The organism is Chromohalobacter canadensis, assembly GCF_034479555.1.
GTDB classification, from domain to species: Bacteria; Pseudomonadota; Gammaproteobacteria; order Pseudomonadales; family Halomonadaceae; genus Chromohalobacter; species Chromohalobacter canadensis.
Genome location: NZ_CP140151.1, coordinates 238,573 through 254,888, shown reverse-complemented (window position 1 = coordinate 254,888; position 16,316 = coordinate 238,573). Strand labels below are relative to the sequence as shown.

General features: G+C 61.2%; 11 protein-coding genes. 4 read left to right on the top strand and 7 right to left on the bottom strand.

Annotated elements, in window-relative coordinates; all coding sequences use genetic code 11:
• Positions 1-544: 544 nt before the first annotated feature.
• Positions 545-1,911 (bottom strand): IS3 family transposase gene (locus SR908_RS01240; RefSeq protein ID WP_407652255.1). Its coding sequence is split into 2 segments (ribosomal slippage): positions 545-1,449 and positions 1,449-1,911, totalling 1,368 coding nucleotides; the frame shifts between segments, so codons are not numbered across the junction.
• A gap of 275 nt (positions 1,912-2,186) precedes the next feature.
• On the opposite strand from SR908_RS01240, the gene ltrA reads away from it, so the two are divergent.
• A complete protein-coding gene (gene ltrA / locus SR908_RS01235) occupies positions 2,187-3,290 on the top strand; it encodes a group II intron reverse transcriptase/maturase (protein WP_246922216.1) in 1,104 nt (367 codons plus the stop codon).
• 84 nt (positions 3,291-3,374) lie between these two features.
• Here the strand turns inward: ltrA and SR908_RS01230 are convergent, their stop codons facing one another.
• The 4 genes from SR908_RS01230 to acnB form a co-directional block, all read right to left on the bottom strand.
• Positions 3,375-5,189: a glycerophosphodiester phosphodiesterase gene (locus SR908_RS01230; RefSeq protein ID WP_097024155.1), complete on the bottom strand. Its 1,815-nt coding sequence runs from the start codon at positions 5,187-5,189 to the stop codon at positions 3,375-3,377.
• A 74-nt stretch (positions 5,190-5,263) separates the two neighbouring features.
• Positions 5,264-5,752 carry a ribonuclease E activity regulator RraA gene (gene rraA, locus SR908_RS01225; RefSeq protein WP_246922213.1) on the bottom strand — a complete coding sequence of 163 codons (489 nt, stop codon included), beginning with the start codon at positions 5,750-5,752 and terminating at the stop codon, positions 5,264-5,266.
• Positions 5,753-5,914: 162 nt separating this feature from the next.
• Positions 5,915-6,517: a porin family protein gene (locus SR908_RS01220; RefSeq protein WP_097024153.1), complete on the bottom strand. Its 603-nt coding sequence runs from the start codon at positions 6,515-6,517 to the stop codon at positions 5,915-5,917.
• Positions 6,518-6,812: 295 nt separating this feature from the next.
• Positions 6,813-9,416 (bottom strand): bifunctional aconitate hydratase 2/2-methylisocitrate dehydratase, encoded by a 2,604-nt coding sequence (gene acnB / locus SR908_RS01215; RefSeq protein ID WP_246922210.1) that lies wholly within the window; start codon positions 9,414-9,416, stop codon positions 6,813-6,815.
• Positions 9,417-9,687: 271 nt separating this feature from the next.
• Between acnB and SR908_RS01210 the strand changes: the two genes are divergently transcribed.
• From SR908_RS01210 to SR908_RS01200, 3 genes are all read left to right on the top strand, one after another.
• On the top strand, positions 9,688-10,155 hold the full coding sequence (locus SR908_RS01210; protein ID WP_246922207.1) for a DUF1289 domain-containing protein: 468 nt from the start codon (positions 9,688-9,690) through the stop codon (positions 10,153-10,155).
• A gap of 33 nt (positions 10,156-10,188) precedes the next feature.
• Entirely contained in the window at positions 10,189-10,815 is a 627-nt protein-coding gene (gene miaE, locus SR908_RS01205; protein ID WP_097024151.1) for a tRNA-(ms[2]io[6]A)-hydroxylase, read from the top strand.
• A 186-nt stretch (positions 10,816-11,001) separates the two neighbouring features.
• Positions 11,002-14,877 (top strand): AAA family ATPase, encoded by a 3,876-nt coding sequence (locus SR908_RS01200; RefSeq protein WP_246922204.1) that lies wholly within the window; start codon positions 11,002-11,004, stop codon positions 14,875-14,877.
• Between the two features lie 17 nt (positions 14,878-14,894).
• Here SR908_RS01200 and SR908_RS01195 read toward each other — a convergent pair whose 3' ends face one another.
• Positions 14,895-15,623 (bottom strand): UDP-2,3-diacylglucosamine diphosphatase, encoded by a 729-nt coding sequence (locus tag SR908_RS01195; RefSeq protein WP_246922202.1) that lies wholly within the window; start codon positions 15,621-15,623, stop codon positions 14,895-14,897.
• A gap of 83 nt (positions 15,624-15,706) precedes the next feature.
• On the bottom strand, positions 15,707-16,201 hold the full coding sequence (locus SR908_RS01190; protein WP_097024149.1) for a peptidylprolyl isomerase: 495 nt from the start codon (positions 16,199-16,201) through the stop codon (positions 15,707-15,709).
• Positions 16,202-16,316 lie beyond the last annotated feature (115 nt).

Sequence of the window (16,316 nt, the reverse complement as noted above, 5' to 3'; positions counted from 1 at the left end):
CAGCGCCAGACTGGCGCTGTTCCCGAGGGTGGTGCCTCGGGATGACTGGGGGGTGAAAGTCCCCTGTACGCCCGGCAAGGGGAAGTACTAGCCGACGGCAAGGGTGTCTTCTGCGAGGGAGAATCCGAAGGAAGCCCGAGGCAAAACGCTGGCCTGACGAACAGGAAGCGGATATGAGGCGTCCTGGCGGGGTGAGGTGGCAACGATCACCAAAGCCCGATACTTGCACGAAACGCCATGACGTAAATCCGACAGGCATAAGCGGGAAGGTCGCGCGTCTTACCCTGGGAGGTCTGGTGGTCTGCCACGGTGCTACCGGCGTCGAGAGGCGACGGGAGGGACCATCAGACGTCAGCCAAGGCCATAGTAAGTGCCGGTTCACCCCGGCACCAAGGGCCGAACATGAAGAACCGCGAGTAGGCGATGACGTCTCGAGGATTGATCGTGAAGACAGCAATGGGCGCTAACACCGCCACCCACCCAGAGGGGCCGGGGTGGAACCCCGCGTCTGAACTGACCCCCAATCGTTGGACGGTTAGTTCTCTTAACCGGCGGCCATGGCCTGAGTCCTGTATTGCACGGGGCTCAGGCCTTTTAGTCTCTGCTTGATCCGCTGATGGTTGTAGTAGTGGATGTACTCGGCAATGCCTTGCTGCAACTGCTCAACGGTATCGAACCGGTTCAGATGGAAGTACTCCGCTTTCAGGGTGCCGAAAAAACTCTCCATAGCGGCATTGTCCAGACAATTCCCTTTCCGTGACATGCTGCGCAGTATCCGCTTCTCCGCCACCAGGCGACGATAGTTAGGGTGGCGGTAATGCCACCCCTGATCCGTGTGCAATAGAGGCCGATCATCCGGCCTGAGCCGGTCAAAGGCGCTCTTCAGCATATGCTTCACTAGGCCGAATACCGGTCGTGGCCCAGTCTGGAAGGCGATGATTTCGCCGTTATACAGATCCATGACCGGTGACAGGTAGAGTTTCTGGTCATTGACCTTGAATTCGGTGATGTCGGTCACCCAGCGTTGATTCGGCCCTTGGGCTTGAAATCGACGCTGTAGCGTATTGGGAGCGGCATAGCCCTCGACGCCGCGATAAGCTCGATATCGTTTGGGGCGAACGCGGGACTTCAAGCCCAGCTGCTGCATCAACCGCTGGACGGTCTTGTGGTTGACCGCCTCGCCTGCCTGGCGCAGCACAGCGGTGATACGGCGATAGCCATAGCGTCCCTTGTGGTGATCATAGATCGCCTGGATACGCGCCTTCAGAGGCGCATACAGATCGTCAGCCCTCAGGGCCTTGAGCTGGTAGTAGAACGTGCTGCGCGGCAGCGATGCCGCACGCAGCAGCAGCGCTAGGGGGTGCTCATGCCTTAACCCTTGGACGGCTTGGGCTTTTTGCCCCGTGTCGTCGCCCGTTTCTCTCGGGCCAAGGCATCGAGCTTTTTTAGATAGGCATTCTCTGCCCGCAGATAGGCCAGCTCCTCGAGCAACTCCTCATGGGAGCGCTCACCATCGGCGGGAGGCTCAGGCGTTGGCGATGGGGGCTTCTGGGGCATCGGGCGGCGTCCCGTACGTTTCGGTTCCAAGGCAGTTAGGCCACCACTATGGTACTGACGCTCCCATCTGCCAATAGCGCCAGCAGCACGGATATCAAACAGGATCTCGGTCTGTCGGATCGACAAGCCGTCGCGCCACCTCCTTTCCAGCACCTCACGCTTGAACGCTGGGCTGTAGTGACGGCGTGTTTGGCGCCATCCCAAAGGCCCATGCTGCCGGTACTGCTCCACCCATCGCCTGACCATGGAATAGTCCAGACCCAACTGATGGGCAACCACTTCTAGGCCGACATCTCCACTCAGGTATTGCTGCACCACTTGCAGCTTAAACTGGTCGCTGTACTGGTTCTTCATAGAAACACCCCGAAGGTTGGATTGGATGTCCAACTTTCGGGGTGCAGTTCAGTCCCAGCCGGTGGGCGTCGAGACGGTCCCGGCGTCGTCATCGTGGACGAAAGCGGAGCCCGCCCCGCTCATGGAAGCCGTGGTAGAGAAGGCCAACATGGCGCGGGCTTACCGTAGGGTGGTCGCCAACAAAGGCGCACCGGGTGCCGACGGCATGACGGTGGACCAGTTGACCGACCATCTGAAACAGTACTGGCCGACGCTGCGCGAGCGGCTGCTGGCCGGTGAGTACCACCCCCAGCCCGATCCGAGCCGCCAAGATCCCCAAGCCCAAGGGCGGGACACGACAGCTTGGTATTCCCACGGTCACCGACCGGCTGATCCAGCAGGCGCTGCTGCAGGTGCTGACGCCGATCTTCGATCCGGGCTTTTCCGCATCGAGCTACGGCTATCGCCCCGGGCGCAGTGCCCAGCAGGCCGTCTCGGCGATGAAGGCTCACGTTTCTGTCGGCCACCGCTGGGTGGTCGATCTCGATCTGGAAGCTTTCTTCGACCGCGTGAACCACGACCTGTTGATGGCGCGGGTCGCGCGTCGCGTTCACGATAAGCGAGTGCTGCGCTTGATCCGTCGCTATCTGGAAGCTGGGATGTTCCAGCACGGCCTGACCACACCAAGAAAGCAGGGAGCGCCCCAGGGCGGACCGCTGAGTCCGCTGCTGGCGAATATCCTGCTGGATGACGTGGACAAAGAACTGGAACGCCGCGGCCACCGCTTCTGCCGCTACGCCGACGACATGCAGATTTATGTACGGAGCCGGCGAGCGGGTGAGCGCGTGATGGCCAGCCTGAGTGATTTTCTCGAGAACTCACTTAGACTCACGGTCAATCGCGCCAAGAGCGCGGTGGACCGGCCGTGGCGCCGTGGGTATCTGGGCTACACGCTGACCCGGCACAAACTGCCGAAGCTGACGCTGGCCAAGGCCAGCCTGCAGCGCTTGATGCAGCGTGTCCGCGAGAGCCTGAAGCGTGGCAGGGGCCACAACATCCGGCGAGTCACTGAGGCGTTGGCACCCGTCCTACGCGGCTGGGCCAGCTACTTCAGCCTCGTCGATGTGAAGCGTCCCCTGGAAGCGCTGGATCAATGGGTACGCCGACGATTGCGCTGCGTGATCTGGCGACAGTGGAAACGTCCAGGCACCCGGCGTAGGAAACTTCTGGCGCTAGGGTTGGATGAGCCCCGTGCCTGGAAATCAGCGGGGAATGGGCGAGGTCCTTGGTGGAATGCGGGAGCCGCGCACATGAATCAGGCCCTGCCACGGAAGTGGTTCGAGCAGCAGGGGCTGATTTCGGTACTCGACACGGCAAGAGGGCTTAGCCGTTCTTCATGAACCGCCGTATACCGAACGGTACGTACGGTGGTGTGAGAGGACGGGGGAGGTGACTCCCCCTCCTACTCGATTCCGGACGGTGCGTTACTGATGCAGCCAGTTGCGCAGTTTGAGCAACAGCAGTTCGCCATCGCTGAGGGTGGCGCGTTCGGTGAGCAGGTCGATCAGCGTTGCAGGACGGTCGGTGATGATATTGTCGACGCCCATATCGATGTAGCGCGACATGTCACGGGCGCTGTTGACGGTCCAGATATGCAATTCGCGGCCGCTGTCATGCACCATGTTGACAGTCCCGGCATCGGCGCGGGTGTGACGCAGGCCGATGATATCGGCCGGGGTTGAGGTCAGAGCGCCGGGGAGCAGGAATTGAACGAACAGCGTGGTATCGATATCGGGGGCATAGTCCTCGACGTCGCGAATAATCGTCGGCGATAACGATGCGATGACCGCGCTGTCGGCGATGCCGTAACGTCGCAAACGTTCGACGACCGCTTCGATGAGCGCCTGCTCGTTGCCGGTGCTTGGCTTGAGTTCGACGTACAGGCGCGACTTGCCATGCGCCAGGCCAATCACCTGATCGAGCGTGGCCAAGCGTTCATCGGAAAAGTCATCACCGAACCAGCTGCCGATATCGATATCGCGTGTTTCTTCTAGCGTCAGGTCGTTGACCGCCAGTGCCTGACCGGTGAGGCGTTCCAATGTGCGGTCGTGAGAGAGGACGACATTGCCATCGCGCAACAGCCTGACGTCCAGTTCCAGATAGTCGGCGCCTTCCTGGATGGCTTGGCGCATCGCCGCTAAGGTGTTCTCCGGTGCCGCCATCGAACTGCCGCGATGGGCGGTGACGGCGACATCGTCGCGCAGTTGGAAGTCACTTAGCACCCATCCCGCTTGGAGCAGCGCAAAGACCAGCAAGACGGCCTCGGCGGTCCAGGCCCACCAGCCCGACTGCGTAGGTGCTGGCGAGTCCGTGACACCGAGCATGCTGCCCCCCAACCGTCGGTAGAGGTTGGCTACCAGCAGGCTGTTGGCCGCGACACCGAGAAATGTCACGGCGATGATCGAAAGCGTATAGGCCGCCACGTAGACCAGCATGACGGGAATCAGCAGTGAAATGCGGTCGGGTAGATGGCTGATCAGCGGCGACGCCAGACTATTGAACAGGATGCTGAACAGGACCGGCAGTGCGGCGACTCCCAAGGCGAATGTCAGTGCCAGTGCCGTGATGCGTGTGTGTCGCCCTCTTGTGAGCGCACGACTGCGTGCCAGCGCCTGGAGAGGGGGAAGTCGGTCCAGCACCAGGGCGGGTAGCGCCAAAAACCAGCGCGCATAGAGCCATGCCTGACACCATAGTGCGATGAGCGCTAGGCCACCGCCGAGTGTGGCGAAGTGCCATAAGGCCGGGGGTTTCATGCGCATCACGACGTAGAGCTCGGCATCGCCAAGCAAGGCGTCGTAGCAATAGGCGATCAGCAGCACGAACGGAGCGACGAGCAGCAAGTGGGCGCCGACCTGAAGGAATGTGAGCCCGGCGATACTCGGAAAGCGGCGACCGATTTGCCACAGTGTGTTCATCGTCGCGAGGTAGCGCCCCGGTCCGGGCGCAGCGACTAACCGCATCATGCCGCTTTGCTGCAGGAAGATCAGCAGAAAACTCAGGCCCAGCGCCACGAGACCCCAGGCAAGGCCCAAGGGGGAAAGCGCCATGTCGGCGATCTGGGCATTGCTGAGCGCCTGACGATGGAAGGCATGCAGCAGACTGGTCAGGGTCCAAGTCGTCAGCGGGACCAATACGGCCGTGGCGAGGACAGTGAAGAATAGATGAAAAACCAGTAGCGCTCGTCCCTGAGCGCGCAATTGGGTCGCAATGTCACCCAGCAACGTGCGGGTGGCGAGCATGACAACTCCTTCGTTTCCTATCAGGACATTGCAAGCCTCGCATCGTCGCTCGCCGCTGGCAAATAGCAGCGCTATCAGTCATCTAGCGTTAATGGCTCATGGGTAATCACGATTCCGTTGTTGTCGGCGTAAAGCCACTGCCCCGGTGCGATCGTCACGCCGCCAAACGTGACGGGAATATCGCGCTGACCTTCGCCACGTTTCTCGCTCTTGCGGGGGTGCGTGCCAAGCGCCTGGATGCCGATTGGAGTCTCGTTGAGAATGTCGATATCGCGCACGCAACCATAGACGATGATACCGGCCCAGCCATTGTCGACAGCCTTGGCCGCCAGCATGTCGCCCAGCAGCGCGCAACGCCAGGAGCCGCCGCCGTCGACGACCAGGACGGCGCCATCGCCGGGTTCATTGACCGCTTCCTTGACGCGAGAGTTGTCCTCGAAGCATTTAACCGTGCGCACCGGCCCATAGAAGGCGTCGTGTCCGCCGACATTGGCCAACGATGGCTCGATCACCTTGACGTCGGGATAGGCGTCACAAATATCGGGGGTGATGATAGTGGGCATGCAGTCTCCTCGCCTGTGCGGCGTTCGCTGAAACAGGTGTCATCATGCCATGCCTTGAACGTCGCGCCATTGCGGCCTTGGGGGAAGAAGAACTAGCAAAATGACAGGAAGACGCCGGGCGAGGCCCGGCGTCTTGTACAGCGGTGCATGACGAGGCGTTGTTTAGAACTGCCAGCCCACGGATGCGGAGAAGGAGTCCACCTGGTAGTCGCTGTCGAAGTCGTAGCGCTCGTATTCAGCGCGCACCAGGAAAGGGGTGAAGTTGAATTGCGCGCCGGCGCCATAGACCGGGTCAACGCCATCGTTGTCCTTCAGGTCGGTGCTGGCGCCGCCGAGATTGCCGTCGACATCGGTTTCCCACTTCGCCATGCCAGCCTTGGCGAAAAGCTCGAACCAATTCGTGATGGGCAGCTTGCCGACGAGACTGACGCCATAAGCTTCTGACTCGAGGTCGGTATTGGCCGTGTCGTTGCCCTTGAGCTCGACACGTCCGAGGTCCGCATAGAACGCTTCTGTTGCGAAGTAGCGGTTGAAGTTGTAGCCGACGAAGCCCTTGAAGCTGTTGTCGTCATCGTCGACATCGAAGTCCTCGCTACCCGACTCGATAAAATCGTCAACGTCGTCATCATCGTTTTCCAGCGAGCTGAAGCCGGTCCCGACACCGAAGTACAAGCCTTCGGGGCTGGGAGCAGCCATGGCGTTGGGGGCGAGGGCGAGAAGACTCGACGTGGCCACGGAAGCGGTGATCAAAGCCTTGAGTTTCATGGGGTTCTCCTTGATTGGTCATCACGACGTACCCTTATGTGCCGGCCTCGAGGCGCGGCGCCGGGCGGTCGGAATGTCATGGCATCCTGCCGTCCCATCCCATACCCGTATGGAATGGGGACGCGAACAAGCGTTTTATATCTAAGCGTCTGTCTGGCTCACTGACAAGGCGAACAGTGTTAAAAAACGTACATGGACGTTGGTATGTGGCGACACCATAAAAAACGCCCCGCATCGGCGGGGCGTTTCGGTGACCTGCACTCTTTCTCAATAGGCGAGCATTGGAGACGAGTGGTCAGGCTTCCTCGGCGACCGGGATCACGTTCGCGGCCGCGTTCTGGAACTCTTCGATTTCATGGAAGTTCATGTAGCGGTAGATTTCACCCGCCATGGCGTTGAACTCACTCATGTAACCTTTGTATTCCTCGACGGTCGGCAAACGTCCCTCGACGGCCGCAATGGCGGCCAGCTCGGCGGAAGCCAGGTAGACATTCGCGCCATCGCCCAGACGGTTGGGGAAGTTGCGCGTGGAGGTCGAGACCACGGTGGACTTGGGCGCCACGCGTGCTTGGTTGCCCATGCACAGCGAGCAACCCGGCATTTCCATGCGTGCGCCAGCACGCCCGTAAATGCCGTAATAGCCCTCTTCCGTTAACTGATGTTGGTCCATCTTGGTAGGCGGCGCAAGCCACAGGCGGGTCTTCAAGCTGCCTGGGGGTTGTTTTTCGAGCAGTTTGCCGGCGGCGCGGAAGTGGCCGATGTTGGTCATGCATGAGCCGATGAAGACTTCGTCGATCTGCTCGCCGGCGACATCGGAGAGCAGGCGCGCGTCGTCAGGGTCGTTGGGCGCGCACAGCACGGGCTGGTCGAGTTCGCTCATGTCGATCTCGATCACGGCGGCATACTCGGCGTCGGCATCGGCGCGCATCAGGCTGGGATCGGCCAGCCATTCTTCCATGGCCTGGATGCGGCGCTCCAGCGTGCGGGCATCGCCGTAGCCATTGCTGATCATCCACTTGAGCAGAGTGACGTTGGAGTTCAGATACTCGGCGACCCGCTCCTCGTCCAGAGTGATCGTGCAGCCAGCGGCGCTGCGTTCGGCGGAAGCGTCGGAGAGCTCGAACGCCTGCTCGGCGGTGAGATCCTCGAGGCCTTCGATTTCCAGAATGCGGCCCGAGAAGAAGTTCTGCTTGTTCGACTTCTCGACGGTCAACAAACCGTCCTGAATGGCGTAATAGGGAATCGCATGCACCAGGTCGCGCAACGTGATGCCGGGCTGGCGTTTGCCCTTGAAGCGCACCAGGACCGATTCCGGCATATCCAGCGGCATCACGCCGGTGGCGGCGGCGAAGGCGACCAGGCCCGAGCCTGCCGGGAAGGAGATTCCCATCGGGAAGCGGGTATGGGAGTCGCCGCCGGTACCGACGGTGTCTGGCAACAGCATGCGGTTGAGCCACGAGTGGATGATGCCGTCACCCGGGCGCAGCGAAACGCCGCCACGGTTCATGATGAAGTCAGGCAGGGTGTGATGGGTCTCGACATCGACCGGCTTCGGGTAAGCCGCCGTGTGACAGAATGACTGCATCACCAGATCGGCCTGGAAGCCGAGGCAGGCCAGGTCCTTGAGCTCGTCGCGGGTCATCGGGCCGGTGGTGTCCTGCGAGCCGACGGTCGTCATCTTGGGCTCGCAGTACATGCCTGGACGTACGCCGTCCATGCCGCAGGCCTTGCCAACCATCTTCTGCGCCAAGGTGAAGCCCTTGCCGGTATCGATCGGCTGTTCCGGCTTACGGAAAATGTCGGAGGTATCGAGGCCAAGTTCGTTACGCGCCTTTTCGGTCAGGCCACGGCCCACGATCAACGGGATGCGGCCCCCGGCGCGGACTTCGTCGAGGATCACCTGCGTCTTGAGTTCGAAAGTGGAGACGACCTCGTCGCTGTCGTGACGCGTTACCTTGCCTTCATAGGGATAAACATCGATGACATCGCCCATCTCGAGCTTGGAGACATCCATCTCGATGGGCAGGGCGCCTGCATCTTCCATGGTGTTGAAGAAAATCGGGGCGATCTTGCTGCCGAACACGAACCCGCCGGCGCGCTTGTTAGGCACGTTGGGAATGTCGTCGCCGAAGAACCAAAGCACGGAGTTGGTAGCCGACTTGCGCGATGATCCGGTACCCACGACATCGCCGACATAGGCGACCGGAAAGCCTTTAGCCTTGACCTCGTCGATCTGTGCGATGGGACCCTTGCTGCCCGGCGCTTCCGGCGTGATGCCCTCGCGCGGGTTCTTGAGCATGGCGTTGGCGTGTAGCGGGATATCGGGGCGCGACCAGGCATCCGGGGCGGGGGAAAGATCATCGGTGTTGGTTTCGCCCGGCACCTTGAACACGCTCAGCGTGACTTTCTCCGCGGGGGCCGGCTTGGCCAGGAACCATTCGGCCTCGGCCCAGGACTCGAGCACGGCTTGCGCGATAGCGTTGCCGTTCTTGGCACGTTCGGCGACATCATGGAAGGCATCGAACATCAAAAGGGTGTGCTTGAGCTGTTCACCGGCTTCCTGGGCGAGCGTCTCGTCATCGAGCAGTTCGACCAGAGTGGCGATATTGTAGCCGCCTTGCATGGTGCCCAACAGCTTGACCGCATGCGTCTTATCGAGCAGCGTCGACGTGGCTTCGCCCTTGGCGATGGCAGTCAGAAAGGCGGCCTTGACGTAAGCGGCTTCGTCCACGCCGGGCGGGACGCGGTTGGTGAGCAGCTCGAGAAGCGTTTCTTCCTCGCCGGCGGGCGGCGCCTTGAGCAACTCGACCAGTTCGGCGGTCTGCTCGGCGTTTAGCGGCTGGGACGGCACGCCTTCGCGCGCGCGTTGCTCGGCATGTTGGCGGTAGGCTTCAAGCACGTTGGGACCCTCGTCAGTCATCGAAACCAGGGCGGGGCGATGCGCGTGGCGCTAATCACTTCTACGACTACGCACGCGCACGGCGGACACGACCTGGGGGCAGGTTGTCACCGGTCTAAATAGGCAGCGAGATTCTACTCGAAACTGTCAACAATGTTAAGAAGGCCGTCTATGCCGGGCGCTGAGAGGATGTGCAAAGGCATGCCCATGCATGATGGTCGCTGTAGCGGCGCTTGCGATACCATGAGTGCTCGGGTAAAGGGGAGGTGAGATGGTCGCCAACGAGAGCAAAGAAAAGCGTATCCAGTCGCCATGCGTGGGATTGTGCTCGACGACCGTCGGTGATCGCGTATGCCGTGGTTGCCAACGCACTGAGGACGAAATTCGCGACTGGTTCGCGCTCGATGCCGAGGCCCGGTCAGCGCGCATGCAGGCATTGGATGCCTTGCGTGTGCGGGTTGCCTCGCGCTTCCTGCGTGTCGAGGACCCGGAGTGCCTGGAGGCGCAACTGATACGTCACCGAATTCGCTTTCGCAGCGAGCAGCCAGCGTTGTCACGCGCCATAGAGCTGCTGCGCGTGGGGCGTACGCGTATGCAGGATTTGAGTCGCTATGGACTACAGCGTCACGCAAGCGTGGCTCGCCTTGCGCCCGATGCCTTGTACGCGGCGTTGCAGGAAGCGTTGATGCAAGAGGCGCCCCGACGCCTGACAACAGCGCCGATCGAGCCTTCCGTTTAACTTCCATGACCGCTCACCTGATAGAAGAAAGCCATGTCTACTGACGCAAACGCCTTGCTACCCCAAGAACTGTTGAACTTTTTGCCATGCGCAACGCCGGATGCCTGGGTTCAGGCAGCGCTGGAGCATCCGTCGCTATTGCTCATAGATCACGCTCAATGCGAGAAAAAGGCGGCATCCACGGCGATGAATCTGATGTATCGCTATGTCGAGCATACTGAGTTGTTGACCAAGATGTCGCAGCTGGCCCGCGAGGAACTCTTGCATTTCGAGCAGGTGGTGACCTTGATGCGCGAGCGTGGCGTGCGCTATCGCCAACTCAGCGCCTCGCGCTATGCAGCGGGATTGCGCCAGCATGTCGGCAAGGACGATCCGCAACGGCTGGTTGATACCCTGATCGTCGGCGCCTTCATTGAGGCACGCTCCTGTGAACGCTTCGCGTCTCTGATCCCTTTTCTGGATGATGAGCTTGCCAAGTTCTATCGCGCTCTGGTTAAGTCGGAAGGACGCCATTACGAAGATTATCTGGCGCTGGCGCAGAAGTACGCCACGCAGGATATCGCGCCGCGTATCGCTTTCTTCGCCGAGCGTGAGCGCGAACTGATCGAATCACCGGATACCTGCTTTCGTTTCCACAGCGGTGTGCCGTCGGCAGCGTGATCGCGCTCGCCGGCGTAAGGCCTCGTCTGAAAAGTCGACGAGCGATGATCAGACAAGGCAAAAATTGGCGAATAGACGGAGTTTACACGTCGTAAATGAGTACTTTGAGCTCATTTTTAACGCCGTATGATCGAGCGCAGGCACTTTTCAGACAGTGTCTAACGGCCCAATCAGAGTATGACGACCATGACTCAGGACACCCGGGAACCGCCTCGATTGACGCTTTTCGGGCATTTTTCGATGTCGGTGGGGGGCTCCACGCTCACCCAGTTCAGCTATGACAAAGTCAAGGCGTTGTTGGTCTATCTGTTGCTCAACGAGCAAGCGGCCAATCGCGCTGGACTGGCGGAAATGCTGTGGCCCGATCAAGGCTTGTCGTCGGGGCGCACCAATTTGCGCCATGCGCTGCATTGCCTGCGGCAAGGTCTCGGCGATGAGGCCGAGTCGGCCTTGACGGTCTCGCGTCAAAGCATCGCGTTGCATCTGGAATCGTATTGGGTAATGGATGTGCGTCGTATCGAGACGCTGCTCAAGGCGCCACCCGAGATCGGTGCCATCGACGAGTTGCTCGCGTTGTATCGTGGCGACTTGGTCGAAGAACTGCACTTGCCGCAGTGCAGTGAGTTCCAGCGCTGGTTGGTCAAGGTGCGTGGCGAATGGCGCCAACGCATGACCGCCTATATCGAGCAAGCGCTGGACGGCGTCGATGACGTCTCCGAGGAGATTTTGCGTCAGTTGGTGAGTCGTTTTTCGGGGTATGGCCCCTTCCATGAACGCTTGGTGCGTCAGTTGGCCGAGAAGGGACAAATTGCCGCTGCGCATGAGCAGTTCAATGCCTATCTGGAAATGCTGGCACTGTCTGGCCAGCAGCCCGATGCCGAGTTTTTACAGTTGGCACGCTACTGGTCGGGTGGCGCACAGCCGACGGCGCCGACCTCGCCTCAGGGCGCCTTTTCGCGGGCCGTGGCGCTGGACAGTGCCCCCGTGCGTGAAGACGAGATCGACTATCGCCAGCTATCGGTGATGGCGATTCGGCTGCACTTGAAGGGCGACTGGCAGGAGCGTGCTCAAGGATACGCCTGTCTGCTCCTGCAAGTAGAGCTGATGCGTTGGCTGGAGCGCCAATGTCATCTACTGGGTGGCTTCTGGCTGCCTGGCGCCACCGGCGGGTTAGGGTTAGCCTGTTTCGGCACCCATGGGCCGGCGCACCAATTGGCCGAACTGGTGGCTTTGTACGAGCATTGTCGTCGCCAGCTCCCCGAGGAGGTTCAGCGTCACTGGTCGGGGGGCGATCCGGCGCCACGCTTCGAACTGGCCGCGGGCCTCAACAGCGGGCGTGGGTTGTATCTGCCCGAACGCCGCTTGGCCGACCCCCTGGGACAGGTGACGCAGCCGGCACTCGAGCTCATGAGCGCCGCCCAGGGCAGCGAGCTGGTGATTTCGCAAGAGGCGAGCCAGCACATGCCCCCCGCGCTGGATTTGCAGCCGCGCCTGACGACGCGCTTGCTAGCCGCCGATGGGCGGGTGCGTCTGCGTGCGTTGGTACTGGGGGTCGACGAAGGCGGGCGCGATGCCACGCCGCCGAGCTTGATCGGGCGCGAAGCGGCACTGCGACAGTTGCGCGATGCGCTGGCCCGGGTAGTCATCGGGTTGCGCCAGAGCGTGCTGGTGCAAGGTGCGCTGGGCATGGGCAAGTCGGCGTTGTTGGTAAGCTTCCGGCAACTGGAGCAAAGCCAGGAGATCGCCCTGTGTTGGCAGCCGACGACCCGCTTGTCGACCCAGACCCCTTACGGAGTGGTGCGCGCGCTGTTGCGTTGGTATCTCGACCGAGATGTCGATGGCTCAACGCTTTCCACCTGGTTGGCTAATGAGCCGGCGCTGGACGAATCGCAGCGCGGGGTACTCTACCAAGCGCTGAGTGATGAGGGTGACGGTGACCTGGGTGAGAGTCTCGAGCCGGTCACGCAACTCTTCCATTCGCTGATAGAGCGCATCACCGCGAGCCGCCCGCTGGCCTTGGTCATCGATGACCTGCAATGGATGGATGAACTCTCGCTCAAGGTGTTGCTGGCATTACAGGCACGCCTGCCGATCAATGTTCCCTTCATGCTGATTGCGAGCCACCATGGGCGCGAGGCGTTGCCGGTGCGGCTCAATTGGGACCAGCACATCGTGCTGGGACGTCTGGACAGCACGCAGTCGTCACGGTTGCTGGTGCAATTGGCTAAGCACTATCGGCTGCATATCAGCCCGCGTTTGCGTGAGCAGCTCATCGAGCGTTGCGACGGAGTGCCGCTTTACTTGCAAGAAATTTGTCGGCGTCTCGACATGGATCGGCGCGAGGGGCGTCGCGTCCAGGTGGATGAGTTGCCACGTGGGTTACTGGGGCTTCTTTCCAGCCGCATCGAGCAGCTCGATGCCGACCGCGATGTGGCGCATGTCGCGGCGGTGCTCGGGCGCCAATTCCGGGTCGCTTTCCTGCGCGAATGCACCGGGCTCGGCGAGACACGTCTCAAGCAGGTGCTCGATCACATGCAACGCCTGGAGATCATCGAGCCCTGCCATGGCGATAGCCCATTCGACTATCAGTTCGTTCATCAACTTTTGCAGGAAGCTGCGTACCTTTCCTGTCCTCGCGATGTCAGGGAGCGGCTCCACCACCAGGTCGTCACGCTCATCGAGGAGCGCTTCCCGGCCTTGATTGGTCAGCATCCGGGATACTTCGCGTCTCACTTGCGTCGTAGCGGTGACCATGCGCGGGCGGCGCGCTACTTTGAACTTGCCGCGCGGGCCGCCCTCAAGCTGAGTGCCAACCGCACGGCGCTACAGATGGCCGATGCGGGCCTGGAGTGCCTGCAAGGTCTCGACTCGCAGGAAGAGCGCCACATTAGCCTTTTGACGGTGCGCGGCCAGGCTGCCTTTGCGCTCGAAGGGCACGGTTCGCCCACGGCGCATGAGAGCTTCGTGCGCGCCAAGGATATGTTGGGGACGCTGGAGGCGCGGTGCGTAGAAGACGACGAACCGGATGACGAGCAACCGTTCCTGGTGACCTGGGGGTTATGGGTCGGCTGCAGCCAGCGCCATGCGCATGCCGATGCATTTGCATTGGCGGCGCGCTTGTCGGCGTTCGCCGAGCGCCTCGTCGATCCGCGTTACCAGCGCCTGGCGGATTATGCGCGAGCGCATTGCGAATACTGGGCGGGGCGTGTGCGTCATGCCTTCGAACATCTAGAGGAAATCGATCCGCTGCATCAGCCGATGGTGCTCGATTGGTTGCCGTTTTCCGATCATCCGCAGGTCGCAGCGGCTTGCTACCATGCCTGGGCCTTGTGCCTGCGCGGCGATTATCGGCGTGCCGAGCAACAGATCGAGGCGGCGATACGTCTGGCCGAGTCGATCAAGCATCCCGGCTCGTTGGCGCTGTCGCTAATTTTCGCCGCGGCGTTGTATCGCCAGTTAGGACATGTACACATGGCAGCGGCACGCGCCGAACGCGCGCACGAAGTGACGTCGACGCCGGATCTGCATCTCTGGCATTACTCGGCGCAAGGCATTCTCGGCTGGCACAAGGCGATGAGTGGCGACCCGCAGGGCCTGGAACTGCTTGAAGAGAGCATGGCGCGGGTGGCGGAGGCCACGGGACAAGGTCGTTATCAACGCCCTTTGCTGTGGTACGGCGATGCTTGCTTGGCGCTGGGAGAATATGCCCGGGCCGAGGATTATCTGGACCAATGCTTGATGGTCGCGCGTGAACGCGATTCGTTGTATTTACCGGAGCTGACCCTGCAAATGGTGCGCGTTCGCCACGCGCTGGGGCATGCGCCTCAGGACGTGCGTCGCTTGGCCGAACAGGCTTATCGCGTGGCGAGCGAGCAGGAGAATCGGCATCACCAGATCAATGCTTGTGAAGTCTGGCTGACGCTGGTCGACCCTGATGATGACGATATGCGACAACGCTTCCGCCAGTTGCTGGGCCAGGTCTCGTTGACTGACGCCCCGATGCTGGTGCGCTGGCGCTTGCAACTTGATCGTGCCGTCGAGCCGCAGCACGAGCGGTCATGATCGCAAGCCCGGCGCCGTCAGATCGCGAATTCGCGTAGCTGTGGCTCGGCGTCGTCTTCGACACGTATTTCCCAGCCGCTGCCGGGTTGCCAGTCGCCGAGTACGATGCGTCGAGCACTCTGGTCATCGAGCTCGAAGTCGTGTACCGCCGGGCGATGCGTATGGCCGTGGATGAGTGTGGTGACGCCATGCGCGCGCATGGCAGCTTCGACTTCCGACGGCGTTACATCCATGATCGCATCGGCTTTTTGTGTGTTGGCGTCCGAGGATTGCAGACGCAGGCTCTTGGCGAGTTCCAGGCGTTGCTCGACGGGCAGGGCAAGAATCTGGGCTTGCCATTCGGGGTCTCGCGCCTTGGCACGAAACTTCATGTACTCCTCATCGCCGGTGCATAAGCTGTCGCCGTGCATCAGCAGCACGCGCTGGTTGCCCAGGGCCACAAGGCTCGGGTCATCGAGCAGGGTGGCACCGGCGGCATCGGCGAAGGCGTTACCGACCAGGAAGTCGCGATTGCCATGCATGAAATAAATTTGGGTGCCGGCGTCGCTGAGGCGCTTTAGCGCATCGATGACTTGACGCTCCAAATCACCGAGGTAGTCGTCGCCGATCCAGGCTTCGAAGATATCGCCGAGCAGATAGAGCGTGTCGGCGTGGCGCGCCTCGGTCTCCAGATAATTCAGAAAGCCGTGGGCGATGTCCGGCTGGCCTGCGTGGAGGTGCAAATCGGAAATCAGCAAGGTGGTCATCGTGCTGGCGTCCTCGTGAGCATGGCGAGAAGGGAAACGCAAAAGCCATGCCGTGCCGGAAGGCACGGCATGGCGTGTGGTGATCAGTCTTCGAGGTAAGCACGCTCGAGGATCACGTCTTCGGCGGGCACGTCGGCGTGCATGCCGCGGCGTGTGGTGCGGATGTTCTTGATCTTTTCGACGACATCCATGCCTTCGGCGACCTCGGCAAAGACGCAATATCCCCAGCCTTGCATGGACTTGTCGCGATGATTTAGGAAGTCGTTATCGGCGACATTGATGAAGAATTGCGCACTGGCGGAGTGCGGGTCCTGGGTGCGTGCCATGGCCACGCTGCCCTTGACGTTCTTCAGGCCGTTGTCCGCTTCATTGTCGATCGGCGCGCGGGTGGGCTTTTGTTCGAACTGGGTGTCGAAGCCGCCGCCCTGGACCATGAAGCCGTCGATGACGCGATGGAACAGGGTGTCGTCGTAATGGCCGTCGCGCACGTATTGCTCGAAATTGGCCGCCGTCTTGGGGGCGTTTTCATGGTCGAGGCGCAGACGAATGCTGCCGTAATTGGTTTGCAGAACGATCATGGGCGTATCCTGGCGAAGAGAACTGAGCGCGACTTGGCGTCGCGCGCTGGCGTCGCGCTATAATAGCGGCTTTGCACCCGCGGGCGAAACCGTGTCGAGGCGCCAGCCAGTGCTT